This is a genomic window from Sulfuricaulis sp. (genome assembly GCF_024653915.1).
GTDB lineage: Bacteria > Pseudomonadota > Gammaproteobacteria > Acidiferrobacterales > Sulfurifustaceae > Sulfuricaulis.
The window spans coordinates 143,166-154,958 of sequence record NZ_JANLGY010000011.1 but is presented as its reverse complement, the minus strand read 5'-3'; the positions used below and the strand labels follow the sequence as shown (position 1 = coordinate 154,958).

11 protein-coding genes and 2 pseudogenes are annotated in these 11,793 nt (G+C 56.0%); 3 read left to right on the top strand and 10 right to left on the bottom strand.

Features of this window, described 5'->3' with window-relative positions; translation table 11 throughout:
- From NUV55_RS06185 to NUV55_RS06150, 9 genes and pseudogenes are all read right to left on the bottom strand, one after another.
- Positions 1 to 1,389 (bottom strand): annotated as a pseudogene (locus NUV55_RS06185) (hypothetical protein); the annotation flags it as partial.
- A 21-nt stretch (positions 1,390 to 1,410) separates the two neighbouring features.
- Positions 1,411 to 1,890 (bottom strand): annotated as a pseudogene (locus NUV55_RS13800) (DUF6531 domain-containing protein); the annotation flags it as partial.
- Positions 1,891 to 2,490: 600 nt separating this feature from the next.
- A complete protein-coding gene (locus NUV55_RS06180; protein WP_296671297.1) occupies positions 2,491 to 2,778 on the bottom strand; it encodes a type II toxin-antitoxin system RelE/ParE family toxin in 288 nt (95 codons plus the stop codon).
- On the bottom strand, positions 2,775 to 3,005 hold the full coding sequence (locus NUV55_RS06175) for a hypothetical protein (protein ID WP_296671296.1): 231 nt from the start codon (positions 3,003 to 3,005) through the stop codon (positions 2,775 to 2,777). Before NUV55_RS06175 ends, NUV55_RS06180 begins: the two co-directional genes overlap by 4 nt.
- Before the next feature lie 464 nt (positions 3,006 to 3,469).
- Positions 3,470 to 4,477: an NAD(P)H-dependent glycerol-3-phosphate dehydrogenase gene (locus NUV55_RS06170; RefSeq protein WP_296671295.1), complete on the bottom strand. Its 1,008-nt coding sequence runs from the start codon at positions 4,475 to 4,477 to the stop codon at positions 3,470 to 3,472.
- A 122-nt stretch (positions 4,478 to 4,599) separates the two neighbouring features.
- Positions 4,600 to 5,073: a protein-export chaperone SecB gene (secB, locus tag NUV55_RS06165; protein ID WP_296671294.1), complete on the bottom strand. Its 474-nt coding sequence runs from the start codon at positions 5,071 to 5,073 to the stop codon at positions 4,600 to 4,602.
- Positions 5,074 to 5,094: 21 nt separating this feature from the next.
- Positions 5,095 to 5,373 carry a glutaredoxin 3 gene (gene grxC / locus NUV55_RS06160; protein WP_367280364.1) on the bottom strand — a complete coding sequence of 93 codons (279 nt, stop codon included), beginning with the start codon at positions 5,371 to 5,373 and terminating at the stop codon, positions 5,095 to 5,097.
- A gap of 1 nt (position 5,374) precedes the next feature.
- Positions 5,375 to 5,788: a rhodanese-like domain-containing protein gene (locus tag NUV55_RS06155; protein ID WP_296671292.1), complete on the bottom strand. Its 414-nt coding sequence runs from the start codon at positions 5,786 to 5,788 to the stop codon at positions 5,375 to 5,377.
- A 124-nt stretch (positions 5,789 to 5,912) separates the two neighbouring features.
- Complete coding sequence (locus NUV55_RS06150; protein WP_296671291.1) at positions 5,913 to 6,248, bottom strand: helix-turn-helix transcriptional regulator; 336 nt, start codon at positions 6,246 to 6,248, stop codon at positions 5,913 to 5,915.
- 147 nt (positions 6,249 to 6,395) lie between these two features.
- Between NUV55_RS06150 and gpmI the strand changes: the two genes are divergently transcribed.
- The 3 genes from gpmI (at position 6,396) to NUV55_RS06135 (ending at position 10,714) form a co-directional block, all read left to right on the top strand.
- The gene (gene gpmI, locus NUV55_RS06145; protein WP_367280359.1) at positions 6,396 to 7,976 is read left to right on the top strand and encodes a 2,3-bisphosphoglycerate-independent phosphoglycerate mutase; all 1,581 of its coding nucleotides are present in this window, start codon (positions 6,396 to 6,398) and stop codon (positions 7,974 to 7,976) included.
- A gap of 29 nt (positions 7,977 to 8,005) precedes the next feature.
- Positions 8,006 to 9,196, top strand: coding sequence for a peptidoglycan DD-metalloendopeptidase family protein (locus NUV55_RS06140; protein WP_296671288.1), 1,191 nt, complete (start codon positions 8,006 to 8,008; stop codon positions 9,194 to 9,196).
- A gap of 171 nt (positions 9,197 to 9,367) precedes the next feature.
- The gene (locus NUV55_RS06135) at positions 9,368 to 10,714 is read left to right on the top strand and encodes a S41 family peptidase (protein WP_296671287.1); all 1,347 of its coding nucleotides are present in this window, start codon (positions 9,368 to 9,370) and stop codon (positions 10,712 to 10,714) included.
- Positions 10,715 to 10,905: 191 nt separating this feature from the next.
- Here the strand turns inward: NUV55_RS06135 and NUV55_RS06130 are convergent, their stop codons facing one another.
- A complete protein-coding gene (locus NUV55_RS06130; RefSeq protein ID WP_296671285.1) occupies positions 10,906 to 11,778 on the bottom strand; it encodes a hypothetical protein in 873 nt (290 codons plus the stop codon).
- Between the last annotated feature and the right edge of the window lie 15 nt (positions 11,779 to 11,793).

Below are 11,793 nucleotides of genomic sequence, written 5' to 3'. Positions count from 1 at the left end.
GTAACGCAGGTCCTGGGCGGCATCGTATTGGTAGCTGAGCACCACGCCGTCGGGATCAACGACCTGGCTGACATCGCCCCAGGGGGTGTAGCTGTATTGGGTGGTGGCCGCGTTTCCTGACGTTGGAGTCTGTGTCACCGTCGTCACCCGGCCGCGGGCGTCATAACTGTACGTAGTGCGCAAGCCATTAGGGCCGGTCATCTGCAATAACCGGCCGTTGGTGTCGTAAAGATCGTAAGTCGTGATGTGGCCGAGGGCGTTGGTGACCTTCTTTAACTGCCCACAGGCCCCGCCGGTGGTGCATTCGTAGTATTCCAGCGTGGTGATGTCGGAGACGTCGGTGCGGGGGCCGTTGATGGAGATGACCTGGCCATAACTGTTGTAGCCCAGGCTCACCAACCGGGAGACGGAAGCGCCTGCGGGGGTGAAGCCGCTTTGGGTGATCGCCGTGGGGAGGTTGGGGTGCAAGGAATCGGTGTATTGGATCGTGGTGGACTTGTTCTGTCCCGCATAAACGCTGGGGGAGGTAATGAGCGTGGGTAAGTCCAGCGTGGGCGAGAGATATTGGTAGGTCGTGGTGCGAGTTACACCCGCTACCGGCGCGGGATTGGTGCAGTTACCCGTCAACCCCTCCGTCATGCCGGTGCGCTGGTTAGTGGCGTTGTAGGCGTAGGTGGTGACGCGGTTCTCCTCGTCCTTGAGGCAGGTGAGGTTGTTGTTGGCATCGAAAACTTGCTGGACGGATTTGCTGTCGCTCTGGTTAACCTTCAAAGTAAGGTTCTTCACGCCCAAATTGGCATTAAAGGTCATGACTTCCTGCATGTTCACCGGGTCGATGACGGTGGTTTGGGTGTCGGAGGTGTAATTTAACAGGAACTTCTCTTGCGCCGTGCCGTTGGTGGTGGTCGCGTGTTGGGTGGAGAGGACTTTGCCGGTGGTGTCATAGGCATAAATGCTGTAGCGCGTTATTACGCCTACGGCATCGACGAAGGAAATGCCGGTTAAGTGATCGGGGAAAGATGTGTTTTCGTAGTGGTAAATCTTAGCGGTGGCGTCGGGGTAGTCGACGCGCACCAGATTATTGTCGGTGTCGTAGGCGTAACTGATTACCTTGCCAGCGGGATCGGTGGTGGTGGAAACATGATTACTCGCGTCGTAGCCGAAAGTAATGGCATGGCCGAAGGGGCCGGTGACGGTGCTTAGTCTTCCGTTGATATCGTAGTTATAGTTTGTTATCTTGCCCGCCGGGTCGTTGTCGGAGATAATTTTGCCAGTAAGGTCGTAACGTTCAACGGTTTTGTCGCGCTGGCTGAGGGTGTATCCGCTCGGGTCCTGCATCAGAGAGGTGCGGGTATCAGCATCACCCTTCCACGCGCCCGACGTATCCATAAAGAACGGTTCACTTCGCCCGTTTGCTTGGCGTGCATGAATGGAGTACGGAGTTGTGATGAAGGCAGAAGGATAATAAATTTCCAGACGACGATGGGCAGAGGATATCCAACCTTTGCCAATCCCTGTATCTGTACCCAACATACTATTGTATGCGCGCATGTGGCTGGGCACTCCTTCCTGATCTTTTGTGTCTTCTTCGATCTGGTACTTATTGCCGTTAGCTGGATTGCAGGGATTGCCTACAGAACAATCGTTGGAACCAAGATTTTTATCTCCCCGAAGACCACAAGTCCCGTCGCTTTCCAAGGTCGTACCGGATGGGCATGGCTCATTCGCGGAGTAACACGCATATAATCTTGGGGTGTCGTCAAACCAACCACTAGTCAAGCGTCCTTGTAATCTCAGCGCTCGACCACCGTACCCGTAATTCGGGCAACTGTTATACGCGCCCGCTTGCAGCCATGGTTGGCAAGTGGCTGAGCAAGAATTAACGCACATCGTACTTTGATACCACGCTAATGCGGCTGCCCGATTCGCTTCACATTGCCTAGCAGCATCATCTGCATTTAGCGCCCACGCCGACGAACCTCCGAATCCGAACAGAAAGAAAAAAAGAATAACCAACCTTACAACACGCGGGCGAACTATCATCGATCCCCCTTATTCTAAGTTGTACATTTGGTAGGAACTTTAGTATAGCCTGTTAGGGTCAGGTCTTGAATTGTTACTTCCTTGTGTAGCGGGACGGAACCGTTGCCAGAATGAAGGAATCATCGTAACTCTCTCCTCGTGGTGACGCGCCGTTTCTTTTGTGGCGCTGTTTTTGTAATTTTTAGTTTTTAATTGAAACGGTGCGCAACGCTTCGCTTTTGCACACCCTACGATACTTGGTTATTTTTCACGCACCCATTTCGCCGTGATATCTGATATCTGTCAAGTCATCTTTGGGATAAAGCTTTATCAGCGAATGCTGAAATAGCAGCAGAACAAGGGCTTGGGTGATGATGTGGAGTTACATTAGAGATTCATTGTTTGTGCGGGAAGCACAGATAACAGCGGATTATGCCGCGCGCCGGGAAAACCGTAAGCCACGGCGGGTTACAACGACTCGGGCAGTTGCTGCGCGCCGTGGAAGACGGCGATGATGTCGATGTAATCGGGTTTGAGACGATAAATCAGTCGATACGGGTGGACGATGATCTCGCGCAGGTTTTCGTCATCGTATTTGGGCACGATGCGCCCCGAGCGCGGATGCCGAATCAGCTGTTCAGAGCGGCGCGTGAGTTTATCGACCACGCCGTTGGCGTAGAACGGCGCATCGCGTTTAAGGTAGTAGTAGATACTATCGAGGTGGGCTTGCGCCTCGGGGGTCCAGATGACCCTCATTCAGGCAGGCCGTACTTGGCACGTACCGTTTTCACATCATCGCCGCGGCCGGCGTCGCTGTCGGCCAGCCCGCGCTCGATCGCCTGGCGTTCGTAGAGCTCGCGCATCATGTCGTCGTAGGTGGCGTCATCGGGAAGCTGGTCAATCAGTTGATGGGCAACTTGTTTACGGTTGGCGTTGGGCATGGGAGGCGTCTCGCTGTGTGAACCTGCCTTTAAGCATATCACGGGTCTTTCGCCTCTTCTTCTTCCGATTCAGTCACCTTCGGTATAAAGCTTTATTCACAAGTTGTGAAATATCGACGGAACAAAGGTTTGGGTGGGTGATTTAACAGGATGTCGAAATACTCCAACCACCTTCCCCATGACTCATGGCGGAGGGCAATTTGATGCGCAACGCTCCGCTTATGCATACCCGGAACCGATGGGCTTCACTCATCCTACCGCGCTGAAGCTTGCCCTCGAATGATCTAATCGGGGGCGGCAATGACGGCAATGTGGATGGCAGAGCCACCCGCGATTCGCTTTTAAATGCCGGTGAAGCCAGTATTGTTCGGTGGGTTACGGCAAAAATCGCCTAACCCACCCTACATTAAATAAGGCAATCGGATCAACCGCGTCCCCGACAGCCGATCATGCCAGGCAAGTTTGTCGCGATTGTAAAACGCCCGGGCAATAATTATGAGGCAACCTCATTCCTGCCTCGGTTCGCGCTTGAGAAGTGCTTCCACGGCATTCTGGGGCGACAGATTCTCATACAGAACGCGATACACCTGCGTGGTGATGGGCATTTCGACATTCAATCGCTTCGCGAGCTGATATAGTTCGCGCGCGGTGGCCACGCCCTCGGCTTCCTGGCCAAGCTCGGAAAGGATGTCCGGCAGTTTTTTCCCCTGCCCCAGCGCCAAACCGACGCGGCGGTTGCGCGAGGCATTGTCGGTGCAGGTCAGTATCAGATCGCCGGCGCCGGCAAGCCCCATGAAGGTTTCCTTTTGTCCGCCCATGGCGATACCGAGGCGCGTGAGCTCCGCCAACCCGCGGGTGATAAGCGCCGCGCGGGCATTCGAACCGAACCCGAGGCCGTCGCTGATGCCCGCGGCAATGGCCATGACATTTTTGATAGCGCCCCCCCACTGCACGCCAGCAACATCGCGACTGGTATAGACGCGCACCCGGTCGTTGCGCAACCACGAAGCCACTGCTTCCGATGTGGCCTCGCTTTCCGAAGCGACCGTCAGCGCTGACGGCAGGTTAAGCGCTACCTCGCGCGCAAACGTGGGCCCCGATACCACGGCGAGTGAATGCCGGTTACCGAGTGCTTCCACCGCGACCTGGCTCAACAATTTTCCGCTTCCGGGTTCCAGCCCCTTGGTGGCCCACGCCAGGATGGCTTGCTCGGGCAGGAGTGGTTGCAGTGCTTTGAGCGTGGCACGAAAAGCGTGACTGGGGACGGCAATCAGGAAACGCGAGGTGTCTTTCGCGGCATCGGTAAGCAATTCAACGGGATGAAGCTTCTCGGGAAAGGGAATTCCCGGGAGGTAGGCACGATTTTCACGCTCCTGCTCCAGCCGCGCCTGGCCTGCTGGGTCATTGCCCCAGAGCAATGCCGCATGGCCATTGCGCGTGAGCAGCAGCGCCAGCGCCGTGCCCCAGGATCCAGCTCCCAATACAGCGATGGCATTCTTCTTGGCTGAGGACATCCTTATTCCTGGTTTCCGGTCTGACTATCAAACCCACGCGTTGAACGGATTTGTTGTGGCATCCGTCCAGCCCTGACATACGTCCGACTTTTCGAAGCAACGGGAAATCTGGGGCAACTTCCTCAATTAATACTTGGTTGACTTGCCGGTGCTGAAGCTGACTGCTTCTGCTCGTACAATGCCTCGAAATTAATCGGGCTGATCAGCAGCTGCGGGAATCCACCCTTCTCGACAAAGTCATTAATCGCCTCGCGAGCAAACGGGAATATTACATTGGCGCAGGTGATTTCAAGCGCGCGCTGTAATGTATCCCTGTCAACACCGCCGATACGAAAAATACCTGCCTGTTTTACTTCCACCAGGAAAATATTCTTGTTCTCGCGCTTGGCAGTGGCCGTCGCCGTGATCACTACTTCGTACAGGCCCTGCTCAGAACTGAGTACATTGTGGTCCAGTCCCAGTTGCACGCCAATTTCCGCTCCCGCACCTTGTGCCTGACTGAAAGCCATTGGCACACCCGGCGCTTCGTAAGAAACATCCTTGATGTATATCTTCTCTATATTGAAAACGATTTTCTGTTCCTGATTCTGTTCCACCGTCTCTACCTCTCGCTTGTGTTATTCGTCTCTGATATTGCGCTCACATGAATTGAGCATCGCGTCCAGTTGACCTGTGCGCTCCAGCACCGCGAGCTCTGCATACCCGCCCACGTACGTTTCACCAATGAATATCTGCGGCACACTGGTCCGACCCGCGCGGCGGGTCATCTCATCTCGGCGCGCCGAATTTTCGTCCACCATCACTTTCTCGGCCTGAATTCCCTTTTTTTCCAGCAATCGCTCCGCCATTCGGCAATAGGGGCAGAGGCGGCTGCCATATATCAGCACCTTCGCCAGATCACTTCTCCACTGGCAAATTATCCCGCTCCCACGCCTGGAGTCCGCCAGAAAGGTTGTACACCGTGGGAAAGCCGTGTTTGCGCAGGAGAACCGCCCCCTTCATGGAGCGATTGCCGCTGCGGCAACTCACAATGACCGGTTTGTTTTTGTATTTATCAAGATCGCGCAGTCGGTCTTTCATCGATGACAACGGAAAATTGATCGCGTTCGGGACATGACCGGCGCTGAACTCCTTGGGCTCGCACACATCCACCACCACACCGTTCTCGCGATTCAACAATTGCACCGTCTGTGCGGCGTTGGCGTTTTTGATGCCGTACATTTTCTGGCTGATGGGGCCAGCTGCCAGCAGGAAACAAATCACGCCAAGCGCAACGAACAGATACCAATTATTGATAACGAACTGTGTCATAGAGTTATTGAAATATTTTCGTGTTGTTGGTATCAGAATGACAATGTTCAGACCGGCATTGCCATTCCGGATTTCACCGATTGTCGTTGAGTAAAGAAGTGGGTAGCTGTTTCCAACAAGTGGGTCAGCGACGTACCGAGCTGCAGAAGGCCTCGCGCAGCGAACCGATCAATTGCAGGATTTTCGGATCGCCAATCCGATAATAAACCTTGTTGGCGTCTTTGCGCGCGGCCAGTATGCCCTTGTCGCGCAGGATGGAAAGATGCTGGGAAATGTTGCTTTGCGAGGTACCAACCTGCTCGACAATATCCTGCACGCTGACTTCGGTATGCCCCCCCAGAATGCAGAGGATTTTCAGACGCAATGGGTGCGCCATGGCTTTCAAGGACCGGGAGGCAAGATGAATATCATCTTCGTTGGTAATCAACACATCTTCTACTTTTTCTGCGGCAGCGCTCATGTCATCAGGTCTTATGGATCGCTTGTCGCCCACACCTCCTTGCCGGAGCCGTGGAATCAGCGGATAGGCTGATACGCGAGTGAAAACATTATACAATATTAATAATTTTGAAAAGACTGAAATACCGATATATTTGAGTCATTGAGTATGCCATTCATACCTAAGCCCTTGGTTCTCATCATTTTGGATGGTTGGGGTTATCGTCAGGATACCCAATACAATGCCATTGCCGCCGCACGCAAACCGACGTGGGACATGCTCTGGAAGCAGTACCCGCACACCCTGATTCACGCCTCGGAAGCAGCCGTCGGCCTGCCTTCCAGCCAGATGGGAAATTCGGAGGTCGGTCATCTCAATCTTGGCGCCGGCCGGGTGGTCTACCAGGAATACACCCGCATCAATCGCGCGATCAGCACCGGCACCTTCTTTACCAACAAAACACTCACTGACGCCATTGATCTGGCGCTCAAGACCGGAAGCGCGGTACACATCATGGGCCTGCTTTCAACCGGCGGCGTGCACAGCCATGAGGACCATATTCACGCTGTGGCGGAACTGGCGGTGCGCCGCGGCGCCACCCGGCTATATTTACACGCCTTCCTCGACGGGCGCGATACGCCGCCACAAAGCGCCACTGCCTCGATCAAGACGATGCAGGAAAAATTTACCGCCCTGAAACATGGACGCTTCGCCTCGATCATCGGCCGCCACCTCGCCATGGACCGCGATCATCGTTGGCCGCGTATCCAGGCCGCCTACGACCTCATGACGCAGGGCAAGGCGGATTTCACCGCGCCTACCGCCTCGGAAGCGCTGGATATGGCCTACGCCCGGGGCGAAACAGATGAGTTTGTAAAGGCCACCGTCATCGTGCCGCCCGGCGAAAAACCGGCGTGCATCGCCGATGGCGACGTCGTCATCTTCATGAATTTCCGGTCTGACCGTGCGCGCCAGATCACGCGCCCCTTCATCGAAAAGAATTTCGATGCCTTCCGGCGCGAAGCGATTCCCAAGCTGGGCGCCTTTGTGAGCCTCACCGAATACAACTCCGAATTTCACGTCCCGGTCGCATTTCCGCCGGAACGCTTGCGCAACGTGATGGGCTCCTATCTGGCCAGCTTGGGCCGGCATCAACTACGCATCGCAGAAACCGAAAAATACGCGCACGTGACCTTCTTCTTCAATGGCGGCGTCGAAACTCCCTTTGAATTCGAAGACCGGTTGTTGATCCCTTCGCCAACGGACGTGCCCACCTACAACCTCAAACCCGAAATGAGTGCGCCGCGGCTCACGGAAGAAGTAGTCAAAGCCATCCGCGCAGGACATTACGACGTGATCATTTGCAACATCGCCAATCCAGACATGGTCGGCCATACCGGCGATTTTGACGCCACCGTGAAAGCCATCGAGGCCGTGGATCAATGTCTGGCGAACATTTACAAAGCGGTCAAAGAAACCAGTGGTGAAATGCTCATTACCGCTGACCACGGAAACGCCGAGCAGATGTTCGACTTTGAAACTGGCCAGCCACACACGGCGCACACCACCAACCCGGTACCCTTCCTATATATAGGCAGGCCAGCGACACTGGCGCCGAGCGGCGCGCTCGAAGACATTGCGCCGACCATGCTCTATCTCCTGGGCCTCCCCTTGCCGACCGAAATGACCGGCCGGCCACTGGTTGCCCTGCTCAGCCAGCAAGAAACAACCGCCGAGGGTCGCGCCTGAAGGGCACGCCGCTCTGTCTTCCCGCCTTCATGCCGGCACTGAAGAGGAACCGTTGCAAATCCGGATTCACGCTCGCAGGTGTCTCACTATTCCTGTGCATATTTCTCATCGCTTTTCTCAATCCAGTCCATGGCGCTGACACTCGCGGCGGGGATGAAGCACGGCTGAAGAAGCTGCGTGACCGCATCGAGACGCTTCAGGAAAAACTCAATGATACCCGTGGCCGGCGCGACGACGTGCGCGAAGAAGTTCGCGGGCTCGAACGTCGTATTGGCAGTCTGCTGCACAACCTGAGGGGAACCGACGCGCGACTGCGCATCAATGAAAAAAAGCTGGCAGACCTTAATACCCGCGCCGCCCGGGAGCAGGGCAAGCTTGGCGCGCAACGTCAACAGCTGGCGCGCCAGATTTACACGGCTTACCTCATGGGTCGCCAGGAATACCCCAAAATGCTGCTGAACCAGGAAAATCCGGCACGGGTCTCGCGTGTTGTTACCTATTATCAATATCTGAACCAGGCACGAACCGAACGTATCGGCCATATCCAGACAAGTCTTTCCCGTCTCGAGACACTTGAACGGGAAATACGGGAACACCGCCGCGACCTGGAAAGCATGCGCACAGACCAGCGCGAACAGAAGACCGCACTCGAAACCTCACGGGCACGCCGCAGCATGCTGCTCGCGAGCCTCAACCGCGAGGTGGGCGACCAGTCGAAACAAATCGACCGGCTACACGCGGACGAAAAGCGTCTCGAGCAATTGATCGAAGAATTGAAAACGGTTGTGCCCGATTCCCCCCTGCCGCCTGGCGCCAACAGGCACTTTGCCAAACTGCGGGGACGCCTGCCCTTGCCCACCCATGGCCGGATACTCGCACGCTACGGTGGAAGCAAAAACGTGGGCAGTCTTAAATGGCGCGGACTCCTGATCGGCGGCAAGGAGGGTCAGAGCGTTATTTCCGTATTTCGTGGACGTGTCGTGTTTGCTGACTGGTTACGGGGTTTTGGGCTACTCTTGATTCTGGATCACGGAGATGGCTATATGACGCTATACGGCCACAATCAAAGCCTGCACAAGGGAGTCGGTGAATGGGTCGAGGCCGGCAATACCGTCGCCAGCCTGGGCAATACCGGTGACATGGAACAACCGGGACTTTACTTTGAGATTCGACAGAACGGAGAACCGCGCGATCCTCTAATCTGGTGCAAAGCACGTTAACAACCAAATCTTACTGAGCATGCGCGAAGCGCATCCGGCTCGCCTCCCTCGCCCGCGATAGCGGGGGAGGGAATGAGGGTGAGGGTTTACCTCAAAACGATTGAAGCAGGATTACTTTATTCGCCGCCCGCCGCATGACGGGTGGCTCATCAAACGGAGCATCAACTAAATATGAAATTAGCAACACGTTATATTCTGGTCCTGTTCCTCGGGATGTTCGTCGGCGCCGCCCTCATCCTGGACATGGGTGTCCTGGCCGAGCGCGAACCGGCCAAAGAGGTGTTGGCCCCGCTGCCACTGGACGAGCTGCGCACCTTCACCGAGGTGTTCAGCCGCATCAAGGCCGACTATGTTGAACCGGTCGAGGACAAGAAGCTCCTCGAAGATGCCGTCCAGGGGATGCTCGCGGGATTGGATCCGCATTCCGCCTACCTCGATGCAGAGAGCTTCCGCGACATGCGCGTGGAAACCGAAGGCCAGTTCGGCGGCCTGGGCATTGAAGTCACGATGGAAAACGGTTTCGTCAAGGTCGTCTCGCCGATCGAGGACACGCCCGCGGCGCGCGCCGGCGTCAAACCAGGCGATCTCGTTATCCGCCTCGATGACAAGGCCGTGAAAGGCATGACACTGACCGAGGCCGTGCGCGTCATGCGCGGCAAGCCCGGCACCGACATTACGCTCACCGTTGTGCGCGAAGGTGCCATCAAACCTCTCAAGATCACTCTCACGCGCGCCATCATCAAGATCCAGAGCGTAAAGAGCCGCCTGCTCGAATCCGGTTTCGGCTACATGCGCATCACCCAGTTCCAGGCCGGTACCGAGAAGGGGCTGGCCGAGGCCATTAAGAAACTTGGGGCCGACAATAAGGGGCCTCTCCACGGCATGGTGCTCGACCTGCGTAACAACCCGGGTGGTGTGCTCAACGCCGCGGTCGGTGTGAGCGACGCCTTCCTCGACAAAGGCCTGATCGTCTACACCGAAGGTCGCGTGACTGACTCCAAGATGAAACTGTCCGCCACCCCGGGCGACCTGCTGAATGGCGCGCCGATCGTAATATTGATTAACGGTGGCTCAGCCTCGGCCTCGGAAATCGTCGCCGGCGCGCTGCAGGACCACAAACGCGCCGTCATCATGGGCACAAAAAGTTTCGGCAAGGGTTCGGTGCAGACCATCATTCCGGTCAGCAACGGCGGGGCACTCAAAATCACCACCGCACGATATTTCACCCCAAGCGGCAGATCAATTCAGGCCTCGGGCATCGTGCCGGATATCGTTACGGAAGAGGCCAAGCTTACCAAGAGCGAAGCCGGCGACCGACTGAGAGAAGCGGATCTGGCGCGGCACCTGGAAAACGGCGATGAAATGGCCAAGCAGAAAGAAGAGCCGAAAAAGGAAGACAAGAAAGACGACAAGAAGAAAGATGAAACCGGCAAGGCCCCGGCCGTAGAGGACTATCAGCTGCAGGAAGCGCTAAATCTGCTCAAAGGCATCAGCTTCTTCAAGGCACAGAAAAACTGAGAGGCCTCATGGCGACCGTCCTGGTTCCTCTGGCAAAAGCATGGAAGAACTGGTGGCGGTCACCGTTGCAGGTCTGGATATCGCTACGGTGAGGGGTAGCCGCGAAACTTGTCCTGCAAGCGGCGTCCACGCTCGATACGGCGCCTGAGCGTGCGTACGACCAACCGGATTACAGCGGGGGAAATAAGTACTTACTTAAAACCAAAACGCGTGCCGAAAAAAATTCGGCTGCGTTCCAGACTGTAGGGATCCAGACTACTGGGTGGTGCCTCACCCAAACCGTAGCTCGCCTCGGCCTGCAGGCTGAGGTCGCGCTGAACCTGCCACTTCCAACCTGCCGACAATAACGAGCGATCGCCACTGCGGAGAGAGAGCAACAGAGAGTCTTCCGTGGTTTCATACAAACTGCGCTGCATCTTGAATGACACGTAGGGCGTGTGTGACTGGAACAAGGTCAGGCTGCCGCCGACGGTAAAACCATAATATTTTCGACCCAGATTCCGGTAAATCTCCTCGCGCGCCATTTCATCGCCCAGAAAGACACTGCCCGTGATGCTCGGCTTGACGGAACTCGGCAACACGCTGGTCCAGGAAAACGCCGCACGCGTATCAAGCGTGTCCAGCGGTTGGGGATAGATGGCCGTGCCTTCACCGTATTCGGCTGACACCGCGAAACTGTTCTTGGCATTCAGGCGATGTTGCCAGCTCACACCAAATGCGTTGACGCGCCCGAGAGATGAATTACCGACGGATGAATTACCGACGGATGAAAAACTGCTGGTTCCGGAACGTTGTGATTCGACTTCGCCGTAGAGACGGACTGTGTTGGCATCCGCCGGGTATCCTTCCTCCGCGACGTTCTGTCTCGAATTGAAAAGATTAACGCCAAATGAGGTGTAGTCCGAAGGAGTCAACAGGCGCGCTTCAGGCACGCCCAGAGCGCCAACGCCCGCAAAGGGGGTTTCGTTAAACCAGGAAAGCTTGCCCGCCGGCGCGGACAGGGCCGGCCCCGCGACCAGCAGGGCTACGCTTGCGAGGACAGCTTTTTTGTTGACCGGCGTCATCGGACCATCATTTCA

What these genes read in the sequence shown, in the direction of transcription:
- NUV55_RS06180 (WP_296671297.1), bottom strand. Translation starts at nt 2,778, where the DNA reads ATGAGGGTCATCTGGACCCCCGAGGCGCAAGCCCACCTCGATAGTATC.
- NUV55_RS06170 (WP_296671295.1), bottom strand. Translation starts at nt 4,477, where the DNA reads ATGTCCTCAGCCAAGAAGAATGCCATCGCTGTATTGGGAGCTGGATCC.
- NUV55_RS06155 (WP_296671292.1), bottom strand. Translation starts at nt 5,788, where the DNA reads ATGACACAGTTCGTTATCAATAATTGGTATCTGTTCGTTGCGCTTGGC.
- NUV55_RS06150 (WP_296671291.1), bottom strand. Translation starts at nt 6,248, where the DNA reads ATGAGCGCTGCCGCAGAAAAAGTAGAAGATGTGTTGATTACCAACGAA.
- gpmI (WP_367280359.1), top strand. Translation starts at nt 6,396, where the DNA reads ATGCCATTCATACCTAAGCCCTTGGTTCTCATCATTTTGGATGGTTGG.
- NUV55_RS06140 (WP_296671288.1), top strand. Translation starts at nt 8,006, where the DNA reads ATGCCGGCACTGAAGAGGAACCGTTGCAAATCCGGATTCACGCTCGCA.
- NUV55_RS06135 (WP_296671287.1), top strand. Translation starts at nt 9,368, where the DNA reads ATGAAATTAGCAACACGTTATATTCTGGTCCTGTTCCTCGGGATGTTC.
- NUV55_RS06130 (WP_296671285.1), bottom strand. Translation starts at nt 11,778, where the DNA reads ATGACGCCGGTCAACAAAAAAGCTGTCCTCGCAAGCGTAGCCCTGCTG.